This is a genomic window from uncultured Agrobacterium sp. (assembly GCF_913777885.1).
Lineage (GTDB): Bacteria > Pseudomonadota > Alphaproteobacteria > Rhizobiales > Rhizobiaceae > Agrobacterium.
This window is the reverse complement of record NZ_CAJYTV010000012.1, coordinates 75,872-93,580: the sequence shown is the minus strand read 5'-3', so window position 1 is coordinate 93,580 and position 17,709 is coordinate 75,872. Positions and strand designations below refer to the sequence as shown.

15 protein-coding genes are annotated in these 17,709 nt (G+C 55.5%); 5 read left to right on the top strand and 10 right to left on the bottom strand.

All coding sequences use genetic code 11. From position 1 onward, the window contains the following. Positions 1–13 precede the first annotated feature (13 nt). The 3 genes from QZ869_RS11765 to QZ869_RS11755 form a co-directional block, all read right to left on the bottom strand. A complete protein-coding gene (locus QZ869_RS11765) occupies positions 14–1,129 on the bottom strand; it encodes a carbohydrate ABC transporter permease (RefSeq protein ID WP_296104835.1) in 1,116 nt (371 codons plus the stop codon). Between the two features lie 100 nt (positions 1,130–1,229). After that, the gene (locus tag QZ869_RS11760) at positions 1,230–2,891 is read right to left on the bottom strand and encodes an extracellular solute-binding protein (RefSeq protein ID WP_296104831.1); all 1,662 of its coding nucleotides are present in this window, start codon (positions 2,889–2,891) and stop codon (positions 1,230–1,232) included. Positions 2,892–2,950: 59 nt separating this feature from the next. Next, positions 2,951–4,012 carry an ABC transporter ATP-binding protein gene (locus QZ869_RS11755; RefSeq protein WP_296019073.1) on the bottom strand — a complete coding sequence of 354 codons (1,062 nt, stop codon included), beginning with the start codon at positions 4,010–4,012 and terminating at the stop codon, positions 2,951–2,953. Between the two features lie 357 nt (positions 4,013–4,369). Here QZ869_RS11755 and QZ869_RS11750 point away from each other — a divergent pair, with 357 nt between their 5' ends. Then, positions 4,370–4,810, top strand: a complete 441-nt coding sequence (locus QZ869_RS11750) for an RbsD/FucU domain-containing protein (RefSeq protein WP_296104829.1) — start codon at positions 4,370–4,372, stop codon at positions 4,808–4,810. A gap of 416 nt (positions 4,811–5,226) precedes the next feature. Here the strand turns inward: QZ869_RS11750 and QZ869_RS11745 are convergent, their stop codons facing one another. Further along, entirely contained in the window at positions 5,227–6,075 is an 849-nt protein-coding gene (locus QZ869_RS11745; RefSeq protein WP_296104827.1) for an NmrA family NAD(P)-binding protein, read from the bottom strand. Beyond that, positions 6,075–6,518 carry a nuclear transport factor 2 family protein gene (locus QZ869_RS11740; RefSeq protein WP_296104825.1) on the bottom strand — a complete coding sequence of 148 codons (444 nt, stop codon included), beginning with the start codon at positions 6,516–6,518 and terminating at the stop codon, positions 6,075–6,077. The genes QZ869_RS11745 and QZ869_RS11740 overlap by 1 nt, the downstream gene beginning before the upstream one ends. On the opposite strand from QZ869_RS11740, the gene QZ869_RS11735 reads away from it, so the two are divergent. Continuing rightward, positions 6,508–7,191, top strand: a complete 684-nt coding sequence (locus QZ869_RS11735; RefSeq protein ID WP_296104822.1) for a TetR/AcrR family transcriptional regulator — start codon at positions 6,508–6,510, stop codon at positions 7,189–7,191. The genes QZ869_RS11740 and QZ869_RS11735 overlap by 11 nt on opposite strands. Positions 7,192–7,308: 117 nt before the next feature. Beyond that, positions 7,309–8,184 carry an alpha/beta hydrolase gene (locus QZ869_RS11730; protein WP_296104821.1) on the top strand — a complete coding sequence of 292 codons (876 nt, stop codon included), beginning with the start codon at positions 7,309–7,311 and terminating at the stop codon, positions 8,182–8,184. 67 nt (positions 8,185–8,251) lie between these two features. On the opposite strand, the gene QZ869_RS11725 is transcribed toward QZ869_RS11730, so the two are convergent. Next, positions 8,252–10,306 (bottom strand): pyridoxamine 5'-phosphate oxidase family protein, encoded by a 2,055-nt coding sequence (locus QZ869_RS11725; RefSeq protein ID WP_296104819.1) that lies wholly within the window; start codon positions 10,304–10,306, stop codon positions 8,252–8,254. A 55-nt stretch (positions 10,307–10,361) separates the two neighbouring features. Further along, positions 10,362–10,973 carry a glutathione S-transferase family protein gene (locus QZ869_RS11720; RefSeq protein WP_296104817.1) on the bottom strand — a complete coding sequence of 204 codons (612 nt, stop codon included), beginning with the start codon at positions 10,971–10,973 and terminating at the stop codon, positions 10,362–10,364. A 120-nt stretch (positions 10,974–11,093) separates the two neighbouring features. On the opposite strand from QZ869_RS11720, the gene QZ869_RS11715 reads away from it, so the two are divergent. Both QZ869_RS11715 and QZ869_RS11710 read left to right on the top strand, forming a co-directional pair. Then, positions 11,094–11,987: a LysR family transcriptional regulator gene (locus QZ869_RS11715; protein ID WP_296104814.1), complete on the top strand. Its 894-nt coding sequence runs from the start codon at positions 11,094–11,096 to the stop codon at positions 11,985–11,987. A gap of 503 nt (positions 11,988–12,490) precedes the next feature. Then, on the top strand, positions 12,491–12,631 hold the full coding sequence (locus tag QZ869_RS11710) for a hypothetical protein (RefSeq protein WP_296104810.1): 141 nt from the start codon (positions 12,491–12,493) through the stop codon (positions 12,629–12,631). A 653-nt stretch (positions 12,632–13,284) separates the two neighbouring features. On the opposite strand, the gene QZ869_RS11705 is transcribed toward QZ869_RS11710, so the two are convergent. The 3 genes from QZ869_RS11705 to QZ869_RS11695 form a co-directional block, all read right to left on the bottom strand. Then, a complete protein-coding gene (locus QZ869_RS11705) occupies positions 13,285–15,201 on the bottom strand; it encodes a UvrD-helicase domain-containing protein (RefSeq protein WP_296105061.1) in 1,917 nt (638 codons plus the stop codon). Further along, on the bottom strand, positions 15,191–16,960 hold the full coding sequence (locus QZ869_RS11700; RefSeq protein ID WP_296104807.1) for an ATP-dependent endonuclease: 1,770 nt from the start codon (positions 16,958–16,960) through the stop codon (positions 15,191–15,193). The genes QZ869_RS11705 and QZ869_RS11700 overlap by 11 nt, the downstream gene beginning before the upstream one ends. Positions 16,961–17,062: 102 nt before the next feature. Next, positions 17,063–17,494 (bottom strand): AAA family ATPase, encoded by a 432-nt coding sequence (locus tag QZ869_RS11695; RefSeq protein WP_296104804.1) that lies wholly within the window; start codon positions 17,492–17,494, stop codon positions 17,063–17,065. Between the last annotated feature and the right edge of the window lie 215 nt (positions 17,495–17,709).

Genomic DNA, 17,709 nt, shown 5'->3' with positions numbered 1-17,709 from the left:
GCTGCCATGGGCTTCAGCCTCGATTGTCCCGTTGCATCCAGCGGCTCGCCCCTTTCAGGATGAGCGCGACGAAAATGATGATGATGACGAGATAGAATTCCGCAAGCATGGTGCCGTAGCCGACATTGGAGCGGTCTCTGTATTCACGGAAGATGAAGCTGGAAACGGTATCGGTCGCTCCGCCCGGTCCACCTGCAGTTACGTTGATAACGATATCGGCCAGCTTCAGCTGAAAAATGATACGAAGAATGATGACCGTTATGCTCACAGGCAGCATCAGCGGAAAGGTGATTTCCTTGAAGCTCTGCCAACCGGACGCTCCATCCACCTTCGCCGCTTCCTTGATTTCGGAGGGCAAGGCCTGAAGCCCCGCAAGCAGCAGGATCATCATGAAGGGGATGGAGACCCAGGCATCCATGGCCATGATCGAAGTCCGCGCCAACCATGGCGTCGAGAAGAATGCCGGATTGTCCCAACCGAGGTGGCGCGCAAGCGTCGCCGCTGGGCCGAAACGATACTCCATCAACGATTTGCCGATCATCCAGCTCACGGCAACGGGGCTCAACATCAACGGCAGCAGGAACGCGACACGAAAGAATTTACGCGCTTTGATCTCCGCGTTCAGCAACAATGCGAGCCCGAAGGCGATGGTATATTGCACCAGAACCGACAGAACATAATAGACCATGTTCAGCAGCGCGTTCCAGAAGTAGCGATCTGCAAACAGTGTTCTCAGATTATCAAGCCCGTTGAAACGGCGGCCCGCCACAGCGCTCAGATTCCAGTCGGTAAAAGCGATATAGAGGCCGAAGACCGTGGGAAAAACCACCATGGCCACAGTGAAGAGAACGGCTGGCAAAACGAAAGCTGCGCGCTGCCCCGCCTCCCCGCGGATCATGACTTGCGCCGCGCAAAGCGCTGCAGCCCATATGATGTAGGCAAACAGCAATGGTTGCCAGCTGACGAAACCAAACGTCGTGATGCCGGCTGCGTCAGCTATCTGCGCAAGAAGGGCGCCAAAGAGCAGCACCGTCGCGGCCATGAGCAACAGCTTTCCACGCCGCGCGGAGCTTGGTGGAACGACGGTCCGCTGCACAGGGCTGATGGTTTGCGTGATCGTATGCGACATGAGCAGACCTCTGGGCTGGTAAGCCGAACGGAAGACTTGGCGACTCAGGCGGCAAAACCAACCGCCTGAGCAATTGCAAACTAAAGATTTGCACCACGCATCATGCCCCGAGCGAGGCCTTGTAAAGTGCAATCTGCTTGTCGCGCCCGAGCTGATCCGTCAGCTTTTCCCACGCCGCAGCGATGGCGTCCGCTCCGGCCTGAGCGCTGGCCTGTCCGGCAAACACCTTGGCAAGCTCATCTTCCGCGATGCTGTAATATTGGAAGATACCGGGAATACGCGGCTCGATGGCAGCGTTGGGGTGATTGTAGGAGTTGGACTGCGAGGCGAGGTAGTTCGAGATGAACGCCTCGTCATAACCCGCCGTCACCCATTCCTTGATGTCGAACTGGCTCTTGCGATAGCACTGGAAGCCGGATGGATAGGCCGCCGTCCAAAGCGCGATGTCCTTGCCACCCAGATGGGCTGCCGCGCTCCAGGCCGCCTTTTTCTTTTTCTCATCGCTGTCGACCCGCGACATGACGTAAACGCCCCACCCGAGATAGGCCATGTTCGGGGCGTGGTTCGGACCGCTCGCCAACTTCTCCCATTTGCCGGTTTTCGAATTATAGACATCATCAGAACCCGGCAGGATATCGAAACCAATGGTGTCGCCCACAACAGAACTATCGCTGGTGCGTGCGGCAGCACCGACATCACCCCACCAGGAGACCATCGAGCCTGTTCCAGCAAGAAACTGCTGGAAGGCCGTGGTGCCGGGGTCGGCATTTAGCTGGTCGCCCGCTTCAGATGGCAGAGCATCGATAACGTCCTGAATGGCACGAACCCAGGCAGGATTGTTAATGCGTGGTTTCATCGTGTCAGCATCGAACAGCCAAGCCTTGTCATCCGGATGCTTGGCATATGCCGTCGCACGGCTGCCGAGGAAGTAGAAGCCGAAACCACCCCAGGCCTTTGGCGCATCGAGATAGCCAAGAGCATCACCGCCAGCGACGGTCTTGCCCTTGAGGAATTTGGTGACTTCCTGCACCTTCTGCCATGTTTTCGGCACGCCCCACTCGCCCTCGTGGCCCTCGTCCTTCCAGGCTTTGGCAAGATCAGCATCGGTGAAGTAATCGGTGCGATAATTGAAGTTGTGGCAGTCGCCATCGACAGACACGCGGTAGGTCTTGCCATCCCATGTGCCTACGGGCGCTTTCAAGTAATCGACATAGTCGTCCATATCGATCTGGGCCTTGACCCAATCCGGCATCTCGGAGGCCAGCCCCTTGCCGCAAACATCACCCTCGAACGGCGCACCCATCTCGAGGATGTCGAAATCGACTGTGCCAGTAGCGATGGCCTGTTGCAGACGCGGATTATAATCCGCCTGCGCCAGATCGATCCAGGTAATCTTGGCACCTGTGTATTCTTCCCAAGGCTTCAGAAAGCCGCGAAACAGAACATTGTGAAGGTTCTGGTTGTTGAGGCCCATGAAGGAAAGCTCGACACCGGCAAATTCGCCCTGTTTGACGTTTTTCTTCGTCGCCTCCAGACACATTTCGCCGACCTTCTGCCAGTCAGCATCAGTTGGAGACCCCTTGCCGACGCCCGGCACCTGCAATATCTGACTGCGCAAGGATGCGTCCTGCGCATAAGCTGCTCCAAACGGACCCATCACACTGCTCGCAGCTGCCGCGGCACCCAGGCTTGCACCGGTCTTCAAGATGGCACGGCGGCTCAGGCCGATAGCCATCATTCTCTCGAAATCACTGACTTTCATGCGGTTCTCCTCCCGTTGATTTGCTATCGTCGCTTTTCTCCTGACGGCGACGACCAGATTCACTCCAGCCTCAATCCGCTTTCCCCATCGAAAAGATGGACCAGCGCAACATTCGGCGTCATTGCAATCGTGCCGCCCGCGGGCTCTTCAACGCGCTCGCGAAACACGCCGATGATCTTCTGCTGACCAAGCTTGGCAAAGACTTGCGTTTCCGAGCCAGTCGATTCCACTACCGTCACCTGCGCGCTGACAGTTCCGCCAAGCGTGAAATGCTCTGGCCGGATACCATAAAAGGCAGACCTTCCATCAGAGCCGGCAGGCGCGCTTGATAGGGGCAAGCGAATGCCATCATCCGTTTCGAAATAGGGTTCAGCGGCATTGCGAATATGGCCTTTGATGAGGTTCATGGATGGAGAACCTATGAAACCGGCAACGAAGGTATTTGCGGGCTTATCATAAAGCGTCAGCGGCGAACCGATTTGTTCCACGCGCCCGTCTCTCAGCACGACGATACGGTCGGCCATAGTCATGGCCTCCACTTGATCATGCGTCACATAGATCATGGTCGTTGCCAAACGTCGCTGCAATTCCTTGATTTCAGCCCGCATCTGCACGCGCAGCTTGGCATCGAGGTTGGATAATGGCTCATCGAAGAGAAAAACTTTGGGATCGCGAACAATCGCTCGCCCCATGGCCACACGCTGGCGCTGGCCACCGGAAAGCTGGCGGGGGTAACGGGCCAGATAAGGTGTAAGATCTAGTATCTCTGCCGCCGTACGGACGCGGGAATCGATATTCGCCTTGGCCTCTCCACGCATTTTTAGCGCAAAGCCCATGTTCTCCGCGACTGTCTTGTGCGGATAGAGCGCATAGCTCTGAAACACCATGGCAATATCGCGATCCTTCGGAGGCAGGTCGTTGACCACTTTTCCGTCGATCTGGATATCCCCAAAAGTGATCGGCTCAAGCCCAGCGACCATCCGCAGGAGGGTCGATTTTCCGCAGCCGGACGGGCCCACCAGAACGACGAATTCGCCGTCAGGTATTTCAACGGTAACGCCATGGATCACTGTCAGGCTTCCATAGGCTTTCCCGACATTGACGATGTTCATCGATGCCAATAGCTGTTCTCCTCCACCGGCGTCGCACTCCCCGCGACTCTGCGCCTCCCAGCCAATGGGCGAGTACAGCCTGCAGCCGTACCTGCCATCGATATGCTATCCTTGGGAGGACACATCCGTTCCGTGAACTTCACACATATAAATATTTTTGTAAATTATGCTGTCACTAATTTTTTTCGATTTTCATGGCTACGGCAAAAACTGGTCTCAAGAAGTTATATTCTGGCGCAAGCGCACGTTCCATGCTTTATTTCTGCACCGCCACTCGTGTCATTTTAGCCACCGGCTGATTGCGTACATTACAAATATGTTGTATTTCGTGAAGAATAACTCTGCAGTTTCTGGGAGGAGAAAGCAGTGCTCAAAGGGATTGACCCTATAATTAACGCTGAGCTGATCCATGCCCTGATGCTCATGGGCCATGGCGATCAGCTGGTCTTATGCGATATCAATCATCCTGCACAAACCATCGCACATCAAACGACGTATGGGCATCTGATAGATGTTTCCGGCTGTGGCCTTGAGCATGCGGCGCAAGCCATCCTGAAGCTTTTCCCGCTCGACACATTCGTCGAGTCTCCGGTGAAACGGATGCAGGTCGTTGGAGACCCAGACGGGCAAGTTCCAATTTTCGCGGTGATGCAGTCAGTTGTCGACAATGCGGAGGGGCGACCTGTGAGAATTGAAGCGCTGGAGCGTTTCGCTTTCTACGATGAAGCGAAAGCCTCATTCGCCATCGTGCGCACCTCTGATCCGGGTCCATATGGCTGCTTCATTTTCAGTAAAGGTGTCGTGTAATTTCTGGCAAGCGGGCAAAACCGTTGGGACTTGATTTTGCTTTTCGTGGATCAACCAGCAAGGCTTTGTATCCGATTGCAACGAACACGGAATTCGGTCCCGCGCTAAAGATCAGCTATCTCGCCCCTTAATATTTTGGTGCGCAACAACAACCATATGCCCGATAATAAATGTCGTCGAAGATGAGCTTGAGCCCCAAATTAAGAACCGTACTTAACGTCTAAAGGGATCCGAGCCGTCGGCAGCAGATTAAGCATCTGTTCCGACGGAAATATTTGGACGCCAGCAATAAGGACTGTCCACCGCTGAAGATCGAAGGGCGAGAGCGGACGTCGCCATTCTTCGTGTCTTCACCTTTTTGCGCTGGGCTTTGTTTTTGGCAAATGGTCGACAACGACCGCCTCAAAGTGAGGAGATCAAGACAGCCAGCTCTTGATGTTGGATCGTATAAAAGCATCTGCAGGTGTCGGCGCTTGTTGCGTCAGGGTCAACACCCCATCGGTAAGGCGGTCTTCGTGCCCCTCCTCGATCCACTTGTCCATAGAAGCAAGGAGTTCCGCATAGTCCCTATCCAAGCCACCAGCGCGATGTCGCTCGGCCAGTTGTTCAACGCTGAGCTTCACATATCGAATGGGGCGATCAAGAATACTACTGAGCTTGGACGCAATTTGTGCGTAGGAAAGGGTTTCAGGGCCGGTAAGGATAAAATCACGGTTCCAGGATTTATCTTCAAGCAAGGCGCTGACAGCCGCTCTTGCAATGTCGTTTGCGTCAATGAAACCAACGCGGCCAGATCCAGTCGCCGAGTAGATCGCATTCTCTTGTCTGATCGTTTGTTGATGTTGCGGTTGCGAAAAGTTCTGCAAGAACCAAGTCGGACGCAAGACAGTCCATTCCGGCGCGCTGGCTGCAAGATATGCATGTATTTGCCCCATCATAGGCCCACCAGCCTCCAGCGATGATGCGCTAAGGAGAACGAAGCGCTGCACACCGGATGAGAGCGCAATATCGAGGATGGGAGGAACAACCGTCCCATGATCACTCGTACTTGTCGGAGCAACAATGTACATGGCATAAACCCCATCGAAAGCGCGGCGCGCACTTTCTGGCTGCTGCCAGTCAAACAGAATGTCGTTTTCGCCAGACGGTTTACGCGTCGCTATCCTCGGCAAAATGCAGGCTTTCCTCAGCCCTTCGGCAACCAAACGTCCTGTTGTTCCAGTACCGCCTGTGACTAGGATTGTTTTTGTTTTGTCTGTCTTCATCACTGAGTCTCCGCCATTGCGGGTGAAGATTTTGTTGCTGAGAGAAGAACAAGTGGGTTCCAGTAATCACGGTAACGCGTGATCAGACCGTTCTTCAAATCGACCACCGACACATAGGTTTGATCGTAACGCGCACCCGTGTCGTTCGAATATCCGCCGCAGTCAAATTCGATCGTGGCCGTTTCGAAACCAGTTCCAATGATGACTCGATTGAGGTTCATCGATTCAATCGTCAGTAAATCGGCAACAGTTGGAAGATAGGCGGCGAGTGCTGATTTACCCATGAGACGCTGAGTGAATCCTTCTGGTGCATACGGAAATTCGAAAACGATATTTTCATCGCACATGTCGAGGAAAGATGTTGCCTCGCGGGAAATCAAATCGCCCAGAGCCTGCCGAAGTAGAGCTGATAGGCTCGGAAATACGTCGTCATTGCTTGGCATTGCACTTTACTCCTTTTGGATGGAACGCTATCGTTCCGTTACTAGATATGGAGCAGTTTCGATGGAACGCAAGAGTACCGACGAAAAAAGTGGGCGCCACCCGAGCGGCGCTGCGGTCATGCGCACGGATCTGACGCATGCTTTGATACAAGCTTTTTTTGAAGATTGGGCCGCTTATGGCTACGGAGGAATTAGTCTTGAGCGGGTCGCAACGCGAGCGGGCGCGGGCAAAGCTGCGATCTATCGCCGTTGGCCATCGAAGCTTGCACTGGCATCAGAGGCAATCGATGATCTTGGCCTGAAGCTCACCGACGTGTCGGAAAGAGGAAGCTTGCTCGAAGAGCTTGAAGCTTACCTGCTGATGATGCGGCGGGCACTCCGCCATCGTCTCGTGCGCAGGATTTTACCAGATCTTTATGCGGAAGCAGCTCGCGAAAGCGAACTCGCGATCGCTTTGACGAGGCTTGCTGCGAGCAGAAGAACTGCCGGAACTGCATTGATTGAGCGGGCGATCGCGCGCCGCGAACTCAATGCGAACGTAGACGTGGAAATGGCGCTCGATATGATTCCATCGGCTCTCTATTGGCGCATCATCGTGACGAAGCGCAAGATCAGCAGAGCTCAAATCGAACGACAAGCAAAAGCGCTGAACGCTGCCATCAAGCTCCTATGACGTTGAAACTGTGAAAAGCGACACCACTGCTGACGTCGGACTGCTGCACGGATAAGAAATAGAGCATCGGAAACAGCTCTGGTCGTGCGATGTTACCGGAAAAACAAGGATTTCCTCATGCCCCATGTCGATACTGACAACTTGCGGATTGGTTTCATCGAAAGCGGTGACAAACACGGCAGGCCGGTTTTACTATTGCACGGTTGGCCTGACGACGCTTCGACGTGGGAAAGTGTCTCAGAGAGGCTCGTTGGTCGCGGTCTGCGGTTGATAGCACCTTATCTGCGCGGGTTCGGCAGCAGCATATTCCGCAATAAAGACGCCTTGAGAACAGCCAATAGCGGCATCCTCGCCATGGATGCGATCGCTTTGATGGATAGTCTGGGGATCGAAACCTTCTCTGTCGTTGGCCATGACTGGGGAGCGGGCGTTGCCGAAGGATTGGCTGTTGGCTGGCCTCAGCGCGTCGACAAAATTGCGCTGCTGTCATCGCTTCCACGGATGGGTGGTCTAAAAACGCCGTCCTTTAAGCAGGCGCAGAGATACTGGTATCACTGGTTCATGGCAACAAAGCGCGGAGCAGAAGGAGTTGCCTCCGACCCGCACGGGTTTGCGCGCATTCAGTGGGATAACTGGGGCCCGGAAGGCTGGTTCGACGAAAGCACATTCAATGCTGTCTCGAAATCCTTTGACAATCGAGATTGGGTAAACGTCACCCTGCACAGCTATCAAGCCAGATGGGGTGAGGCTGAGGTCGATCCGGCCAGCCATTGGCTGGAAGACCGGATCAAGGAAACAAAATCGCTTTCCTTGCCAACCCTCTATTTCCAAGGTCTGGAAGACGGTGTGAACCCGCCTGAGCTATCGGAACATCTTCACGAAAAGTTCTCCGGGCCATTTCAGCGTATTACCCTCCAGAACGTCGGGCATTTTCCGCAACGTGAGGACCCGGAAACGGTTGCAAGGGAACTGGCAATCTTTCTCGGCTGCTGACCCGTGATGACGTTCGTTGGACCCGATGATGCTGCACGTATCTGGTTTGGTGCTGAACGCGCGCGCCTCACATATCCAGCCGCAAATCCTCGTCCATTTGTGCAGGCACCGAACAGCAAATCAGTGCCTCGCCATCTGCTACGGCATAACTGGGCTCTGATTGGTAACTGACGTCGCCTTTGACTATCTTCGTTCGGCAATCGCCGCAACTGCCAGCCCGACAGCCGTAGAGTGGGCTGAGGCCGCACTGCTCCGCGAGCTCTAGCAAGGAGCCTTCGCCCGGCCTCCAGATGGCTTCTTTTCCCGTTTGCGTGAAGACGACGCGAGTGGGCGCTTGAGCTGTGGGCTTGCGTGGCAGTGCCGATGGGTGGACGCCGCCATCACGCTTCAAGCCCGATAGGCCGAACGCATCGGCATGGATTCGATTGTCTGCGACATCCAGTTGGCGCAACCCGTCATACATTGACTGCATGAAAGATGTCGGTCCGCAGATGTAGAAATCATAGTCGCCGAATGGCAAATGTGCCTTTAACAGCGCCATGTCGATGCGACCGGCTGCATCGAAAAGGCCCTTGTCATCGATATTGGGCGTTCCCAGGACCTTAATATCCCGAACCGTGCCCTCGCTATGCGCGACCAGTTCCCCGATCTCGCGATCAAACGCTCTTTCGGCAGAAATGCGTGACGAGCGGAACAACCATACTGGCCGGCGATAGCGCGTTCTGTCGCCGGTGTGGACAAGATGGTGCAGCATAGACAGCACGGGCGTGACGCCGATGCCCGCCGCGAGGAAAACGGCCGGTCGGTTACGTTCCATCGCGTCGATTGTGAAGGTTCCGGTTGGCGACAGTGCCTCGATCTCGTCGCCTCCTCGCATCGCGTGCAGGAGCGTGGAGGCCCGACCCTCACGCTTGATGCTCAGCCTGTAGAAGCCATTCGATGGAGCGCTGGATATAGTATAGCTCCTACGAAGCGTGTCGTCCCCGTCTCCTATACGAATCGGCAGATGCTGACCTGCAAGGTGCGGAACAAGGGCCTCATCATTGATCGGCACAAGATGAAGCGAACGGATTGTTGAGCTTTCCTGTACGACCCGTTCCACTCGAAGAGGCCTCCATGTCTTTGGCTGGGCAGAAATCTTCAAGCGGCTTTCGGCCTGCCTCCATTCTCCGGTCATAAGGCTGCTTGGCGACATGCCATCTTCAAGAAAGCTCCATCGCAGCGGCAACGCATCTTTGCGCAGCACCACCCTCTGCGGCATGACGCGCCAAAGGCGTTCTGCGCCGTCAAAGGCGGCAATTTCAGGTGAAGCCAATATGATTTCGGCGCCGCCGGTGATCTGAAGCATGTCACCCGTCTCATGATCAACGAACAGAAGTCCGGCGCGAGGATTGATGCGGAAATTGCCGAGCGTATTGAAGAACAGGTTTCCATTGAAATCCGGCACGGTCAGGCCACCATCGGCATCGATGCGAACGAAACCGGGCCGGCCACCCCGATGGGAGACATCCACCTGCCGTCCTTCAGTGTCGCGATCCAAATAAGATGCAACGAAGAATGTGTCGGCAGACTCGATGATGCCGCGCGCATAGACATCGAGCCGATCTGAAACCAGTGCTTCGGAACGCTTAGGCTTCGCCGGATCGCGCGCAAAGCTGAATTGCCGGTTTTGGATGTAGCGCGGGCAATTGCCGAAGCTCTGCTCGACGGCCACGGAAAAGCGGTCACTGCCGCTGCGAACAACCGTACCGTTCAAACGATTGCGCCGGCGGGTGATAAGATCGACGCCGACCAAACCGATCGCGTCTCCATCCTTCATTCCGCTTTCTGCCGGATCATCGGGATCATCGACAGCATGGATATCCAAGGTCAGCGGATCCGTCGAATGCAGAAAGCCCGGTCTTCCACTCCGGATCGTCGCCCATGGCTTACCGTCTCCATCGACAGAGCCGATAACAATGAAGGGCAGCAGCCCGTAAAATTCACGATGTTGATCAAGTAGGAATGGGCGCAAGACCTTGCGTCCGATGGCATCCATCTGGTCAACCACGCCAGCGTGCCGCTGTAACTGCAACTCTCCTGCATGCCATGGTGACGGGGATGAGAATTCTTCAGCAGGCACTGAAATCTCCTATGAGAAGCGGCAGCCGAGACCACTGCCCCGGCTGCGTGTCACATTAGGCTGCAAGGCCGACGGGCGTTTTTGGAAGAGCGATGAAACCGGGCAAAGCCTCGATCCGCGCCATCCACTGGCGAACCTGCGGATGCGGTGTCAGATCGACGTTACCTTCCGGAGCACCTGCGATGTAGCTGTAGAGGGCGACATCCGCGATGGTCGGTTTGTTACCGATGATGAAGGTGTGATTTTCAAGCTCCGCATCAATCAGGCCAAGAATCCGGTGGGCGCGTGCGATCACCTCATCGGCCCGGAAGTCTGCCCCGAAAACCGTGATCAGGCGGGCAGCACACGGACCATAGGCAATTTCTCCGGCCGCGACGGAAAGCCACTTCTGGATCTTCGCAACAGAGACGAGGTCTTCCGGCAACCAATCCTCGCGGCCAAGCTTCGTGGCAACATAGACGAGGATTGCATTGGAATCATTGACGACGACATCCCCATCTTGCAGCACCGGCACCTGACCAAACGGGTTGAGCTTCAGGAATTCAGGCGTCTTGTGCTCGCCATTTGCCAGGTCGAGGTCGATAATCTCGGCATTTACGTTGAGCAGGGACAGGAAGAGGCGAGCGCGGTGCGCATGGCCCGATAGAGGAAAATGGTAGAGTTTCATGGCTGGCTCCCTTTCGACCCGGACAGCTTCATCCGGTGATGGGAGAGAATTAGTGGTATCCATATTTTTGTAGTAGGCTGCCAATTCCGTAGGCACCCTCTCGTTTTTTGGAATTTATGTATGGATCGTCTCGATGCCATGGCAGTTCTTTTGTCTGTGGTGGAACATGGCAGCATTTCAGCCGCGTCGCGCGCCATGCATTCGCCACTACCGACGGTCAGCCGCAAGCTCACCGAGCTGGAGGCCCATCTCGGTGTTCGGCTTTTCACTCGCACCAGCCGTCGGATCATACTCACTGAGGCCGGCGAGAACTATGTCGCTGCGGCACGTGAGATTCTCGAGCGGGTAGACGAAGCTGAACGTCGCGCCGCCGGAGAATACGCCGCGCCAAAGGGAGACCTTGCCATGACGGCGCCGATTGTCTTCGGCCGCCTGCATGTATTGCCAATCATCACGGATTTCCTGAAAGCGTTTCCGGAGATCAACATTCATCTGACGATGAGTGACCGAATGATCAGCCTTGCTGACGATCATATCGATGTTGCTCTGCGCATCAGCGAACTTTCAGACAGCAGCCTGATTGCGATCCGTCTGGGTTCGATCCGCACGACGACCTACGCCAATCCCGATTATCTCAAGCGGCACTCCCGCCCGTTGCATCCTGACGACCTCAAGAACCACGATTGCATTGCCTTCAGCGGAGTACTCTCAACGCGGTTATGGACGTTCCGCGACGGGGCAAAGGAAATCGAAGTGCCAATCCGAACGCGCCTTTCCGTCAACACGGCAGAAGCAGCGGTCGATGCCGCAGCCGCCGGTCTCGGAATAACACGCGTCATGGCCTATCAGGCAAAGTGGGCCGTTGATGCCGGCCTGCTGGTGCCGCTGTTGGAGACGTTCGAACCGAAGGCGTCGCCGGTACATCTCCTCCACATATCGAAGGGCCTGATGCCACTGAAACTCAGGACATTTCTCGACTTCGCAACGCCGCGACTAAGGGAACTATTGAGATAGGCTTTTGCCACACGCAAAAGGTTTTGGGGTTACATTGGACCAACATGAAGTTCCAACCCAAAACAGCCTCAACACCACTGAAATATATGTATTTTTTGATGTCCGGACGTCGGCGCCCCTAAGCGACTGCACTTCTCCCGTAGAAATTATATTTCCGAATGATTTTTTCGAACATCGAAGCCGTCATCAGCCGTGACATCAGGAAAATGTCCTCCCGGGCAACGTGATGCATTACATCAGCGGACGGGTCTCAATAGCTCACGCACTATCGGACCCGACAGCTATGCAAGGCGTTGGGAGGTGCATCGAATATTTTCGCATCTTCGATTGGGCGGCTGCTGTTTGGAAAGATGTTTGGCTCCGAGTTTCGGCATGTTCCCGGATTCGCAACCATCTAAGCATTGGCTTCAACGCCCTTGACAGTTGGTGCCATGGGCGAGCGCGAAAGATTGCGTAACTCATTATGGCCGAGCATGCCGTCATTCCCTCGCTCAATGAGATTGTTGAACGTTCTGAAGCAAAGACGCCTGTCACTGATGAGCCAGTTGGCCGGCAGCGCCCTCAACACCCGCTACGCCGCGACCCCGCCCCTCAATGCCGGAGTGCCCAAAGGTGCGATCTCCGCCGTCAAGACCACCCTGTGAGCGCGGGAGCCTGGTGTCGAGGAAAACTGCATATCAATCGCCCGACAGTTGGTGCTGAAAGGAGCGCTCGCGCCATCCGCGGACGGCAAATCGGCGGAACTGACCATCCACGGCCACACAGCCGACCAAGAAGCGTGGCTTGAAGTCTCACAAGAACTGCGGGGGAAGCATTCAATGGAGTTCGCCCGCAGACGTTCTACACCAACCTCTCCGGCACCAACTCTGGTGCTTAAACGAACGACCTGTGCCCGCATATCGAGTTAAAGATGCCGCTCGATAGTCCTTCCGACGAGCGCACCGCGGGGGGATGCGTGAAGAAATGCCCTGCCCTGTAAGCGCAAAAAAGCCCCACGGAGACCGCGGGGCTTTTGCATATTGCATTATTTGGTTGCGGGGGCAGGATTTGATCATCACTTGCGGCCCGAGCAAGTAAAGATGGTTGCGGGGACCTGCTTTCATCATAACTTGCAGCACACCGACCTCCTCCTTTCGGTTAAGAAATTGGTGGAAACCGAAGGTCATATCGGACTATTTCGTAGCGCTGCGTGAGTCGGCAGGATCAATCACCGCAATTGTTGCGGCGCAGAAACATCATGCTGCGTTAGCTGCTGCAGCCACGATGGGCCATTTTGGCTTACGTTCATGCAGCTGGGTCAAAGTCGCTCGATCTCATCGGAATAGAACCACTTGTTGCGGAGTACTGCTGCAACGACAGCATCTGGATCCTGAGTATAGGCAATGAGCGCTAAGCTTTTCTTCGCACGAGTGCAGGTGACGTACAGAAGGCGCCGGGTTCGATTGATCCCACCATCGGAGGCATCGGCAAGATGCTTTCGGTCCGCATCCGACAGCGGCTTGGCTTCGAATAGTTTTTCATAGGAGAAGAGAAAACCTCGCGCGTCGCTATCATCGAGAATTACCAGGACGCGCTCAAACTCAAGCCCTTTGACACCTTGGTGGGTTCCGAATGGCCCACGGTCACTGACGTATTCGGCGAAGGGGAGGATCTGGCGAAAAGGTGTCTCCAAAAAAGCACGCCATGCTTCGAGACTTGCAGGAGACGCCTCTACCGTTTCGTCGTCAGGTTCCAATTTCTCTTCGTCGATGATCGCTTCGGCACTTGTTTTCTCTGGACCGTGATCATCATGCACAAAAGGCCGCAGTGAGGCTGGAATCTCAAACAGTTGGTACTTGGCCACACATTCGAGCACGGCGAGGAAGGTGGTTGTCGGGCTTCCAGGATTGAGAGCGAGCAGGGCTTCCACCCCTGCACGTATGGGCCGCAGAGGATCGTCCGGGGTCGTAGTCTGGACGATAGCCGCGCGCTTGAGCAGCGGCGAAGTCGCACGCAGGTGCGCCATGACAGCGAAGGCATCCTTCGCACGCGCGGCTGCGACAAGTGGGGCAACGCGCTCCGTAAACAGCCTTAGGCCTGCAATGTCCCCGGTCCGGAGGCCTGTCGAAAGGCGCGAGTCCTGATCGAGTGCCTGGAACATTTCTAGGAAGCCGCGGCGCGATGCCGCCATGTGATGTTCGAGCGTGAGTGTTTTGACCTCAGCTTCCTCTTGCCATGCGGTATCGCCACAAAGCTCTGCCATACGATCGCGGACCCGTTTCTCGAACCCCGGCTTGTCCAGGGTAGCGCTGGACGCGACGAAGAGCCGGACAACGCCAACGTCACTGTCGTCACGGGCAACTTGATACTGCCGATCGATCGGCGCCCGCAGGACGTTGCCGAGCGCGATCACGCGTTGGGGCGAACGATGGTTCAGCCGCTTAACCGGGTGAGCCCAACCGTCGGGCACCAGGCGGTCTAGCTCGGGATGACCATCAAGAAAAATGCGCTGCATTGTGTCGCCAAAAAGACCCATGCCGAACTTGCCCTCGTTCCTATCCGCGAGGGCAAATAAGGCTTCGAGCAGCGCTTTGTTCGTATCCTGGCTCTCATCGATGAGCAGGAACGGGTATTTGTTAACGAGAACCGCCTGCATAGACGGCTTGGTCTCGATGAACGCTGCGGTGATTTTCAGCACCTCGGAATGAGACAGCGAGTCTTGGCCGAAATTGTCGCCGTTGGGATTGTAGCTGAAACGCCGGGGTACACTGAGCCATTCGATGCGGCGGGTCGTCGAAGCGATGGCGCGCTCGCGGTCAAGCGCCGCCTTTGTGCCGGCTCGTCCCTTCGCCTGCCTCTCATGCAAATCGGCGAGGTCCGCTGGAAGCGTTTTGAGTAACCACGCCTGGATATCGGCGTGATAGGTTTCAATATGTCGCCAGCAAAAGCTGTGGATCGTCGAGATCGGAAAAAGAGAATCCTGTCCTACACGTTCGGCGATCTCGTCAGCTGCTGCATTGGTGTAGGTGATTACTGCGATCTTCTTACCCAAGCGGCGGAACGCCGCGCCGTGAGCTTTGCGAAACCCATCGAGCGCGCTCTTCAACGAGCGCGTCTTTCCCGAGCCCGCACCGGCATAGAGGAAGAAGCTCTTAGGAGCGGCGGGATTCAGGCACTGCTGGATCTGCGCGTCTGCGTTGTCGTCAAAGTCTGGCGGTGCGGTTTCAATCCTCATCATTGGTTTGCCCCGCCTCAATCTCGCTTTGAAATATATCCTTACCGACCGCAGCTTCGAACCATTTGAGACCAGCCGCGATATATGTCGGCGGCTTCAAAGCTTTAGGATCTTTAAGCATTAGACAATCGAGTGCGAACGCCGCCTTTTCTGCTGTCTTGAGCAAGTCGAACAGTTCATCTTCAAGATCGTCTCCTGATAGACTCTCTGCTACGATGGCACGAATTTTGGCCGAGGTGACCGAGCCTTCGACCTTCGTCACTGCAAAGAGATTTTCTAGAATAAGTGCGTCCTCGAAGGTCCGAGGAATGACAAGGGCGTCGTCCTCCGCCGCACCTTCTACTTTAACTGGCTTTTGATAGGCGACATAGAGTTCATAGTCGCCGCCCGCTGTCGATGTGTGACCTTTGTCTGGCAGCGCAACCAATTCGTCGATCAGCTTCTTCTGGGGATGCCACTCCTTGAGCACCGAGTTGGCGGTTTGCTGCGCTTTGCCTTGCTCGGGGCGCGCCGATTTCCAGCGCGTCGTTTCTTTACCATTCTTGTCGGTTATCTTCGTCGCCACTGTCGCGTCGAGGTCGCCAATGATCAAGGTCGCGATTCCAAGCGCATCGACCAAATCGCGGAAATTGTGGACGTGGCTGCCGCCCAACTCGAGCAGCGTTATATAGCGGCGCGACAGTTCAGGGAAGTGATGGCGGATAAAGTGCGGCACGAGAATGCGCTCGGCCTGGCCTTCGACGAATATGATCCCATCGGCGAAGAATAGATCGCAATGCGTGGCCTTGAGGTACCGCTTCACAAAGCGCTTCGTCTCGTCGCCATCACCAAAAATGTGGGAGAGGTTGGCGACGGTGGTCGTCGGCGTCTCTCCCTTGCTAGCCGCGGGCCGACGCCGGAAGTAGCGCAGGTTCGCAAAATCCGCTTCATGCGCGACGTGACTCGAATGCGTGCTGACGACCAGCTGGGTGCAATAGCCTTCTCCGTCGCCCAAGTCACAATGCTTCCTGAGAAGTTGATAGGCCTTGTTGATAAAAACCTGCTGTACCTGCGCATGAAGATGAGCCTCGGGCTCTTCAACAAGGACGAGATGTAAAGGCTCAATCTCATGCGAAACATCGGCGCCTTCGAGCACACCCGCTTTCTCGACGCGCATCCATTCGTCGCGGAACCCCATCAGCATGAACACCATCGCGATGAGGTTCTGATATCCGAGGCCGGAATAGTCTTCTGGGAGCTTGAGCGTCTTGGTGCCGTCACCCGACGGGTCCGCCACCTGATACTGCACTGACGAGCTATGCTTTAACCCATCCGTCGCTCGAAGAAGAGTCGAGATTTTGAGTTTGGGATTGCTCATGCCTGGGTAACCCAAATCCTCGAGTTCCTCGAAGGCCGCGGAGAAGCCCGCTTCGAGGCGTGCATCGAAACTGCGTTCAGCAGCTTGGATCGCGCCAAGCGCTTCGTAATCCTTGTCAGAAGGCGTTTTTGAAGGATCTAGGTGGCGGTCGTAATAGGAACGCAGCTGGTCTGACAGACGCCGCTTGAACCGGCGGGTGGTTGCCTCGCCCTTATCGTCGCCGCCATCACTACCTCCAGCATCGGCGAAATCGCGCTGCGCCGCAATTTCATCGATTTTGATCAGGTTCTTGAAAGGCGGATTGTCGAAAGCAAGCGCATTCGCGGGTAGGGTCTGCGGCATCGCGCGACCGTTTTTGCTTGGCAGCGTGACGGCGGCTGGATCGAGCGGGTAGGCTGACACATCAAGATGGGCCCGTAACCGTCGCTCTAAGAAATCAGTCAGGCTACGCGGCCAAACTGCGAGTTTGAAGGCTTCGCCGTTCGGGCCGGTAATTGATGCATCTCAAGCGGCGCTGCGGTGCGCGAGGTATTCGACCTTTAATTTTTCGAAATCTTTGACGCGATAGGCTAGCCGCACTCCGAGTAAGCCGCCGGACCAATCCAACGTCGGCAGGATATGGACGACATGCTGGATTTCCCTGAGCGGAACGTCGAGCCAGATGTCGAGTGAAGGGAGGAGTAGGTTTAAGTCGACCGACGGGTCGGCATCGGCCTCCCACTCATCTCCCAGCTGATCAATCTTGGTCCAGTTGGCGATCGTCACATCACGCAGCGCCAGACGCGCTGGCGAGAGGAGAAAGAGGCGTAGCGCGACCATTGCAGAGGTCTTGCCGCTGTTGTTAGCGCCTACAAATATCGTCGTCTTTTTGTCAAAATCGATGTGCGTCAACTTCAACTTGCGAAAATTGGATATCTCGACGAATTTGATTCGCATTCCATCACCCCCCGGAACGGTTCCATCAACACCAGCTAATTTACATAAAATGTTATCTGGGACAAATTGGGTATGACTCTCCTTCGCCCCTCAGTGCTTCGGCCTCCGGTCCAAGGCAAAATGCTTTAGGTACATTCTTGTAATCGCTCTAGCCACAGAGGTGTGGAGCAGAGCGGGAAGAACGCTTGCCATCTGAATCGCCCGATCTTCGACCG

Excerpts from the sequence above, each read along its gene's own strand:
- QZ869_RS11765 (WP_296104835.1), bottom strand. The coding sequence starts at position 1,129 with ATGTCGCATACGATCACGCAAACCATCAGCCCTGTGCAGCGGACCGTC.
- QZ869_RS11760 (WP_296104831.1), bottom strand. The coding sequence starts at position 2,891 with ATGAAAGTCAGTGATTTCGAGAGAATGATGGCTATCGGCCTGAGCCGC.
- QZ869_RS11745 (WP_296104827.1), bottom strand. The coding sequence starts at position 6,075 with ATGAAGACAGACAAAACAAAAACAATCCTAGTCACAGGCGGTACTGGA.
- QZ869_RS11740 (WP_296104825.1), bottom strand. The coding sequence starts at position 6,518 with ATGCCAAGCAATGACGACGTATTTCCGAGCCTATCAGCTCTACTTCGG.
- QZ869_RS11730 (WP_296104821.1), top strand. The coding sequence starts at position 7,309 with ATGCCCCATGTCGATACTGACAACTTGCGGATTGGTTTCATCGAAAGC.
- QZ869_RS11720 (WP_296104817.1), bottom strand. The coding sequence starts at position 10,973 with ATGAAACTCTACCATTTTCCTCTATCGGGCCATGCGCACCGCGCTCGC.
- QZ869_RS11715 (WP_296104814.1), top strand. The coding sequence starts at position 11,094 with ATGGATCGTCTCGATGCCATGGCAGTTCTTTTGTCTGTGGTGGAACAT.
- QZ869_RS11705 (WP_296105061.1), bottom strand. The coding sequence starts at position 15,201 with ATGAGGATTGAAACCGCACCGCCAGACTTTGACGACAACGCAGACGCG.
- QZ869_RS11695 (WP_296104804.1), bottom strand. The coding sequence starts at position 17,494 with ATGCGAATCAAATTCGTCGAGATATCCAATTTTCGCAAGTTGAAGTTG.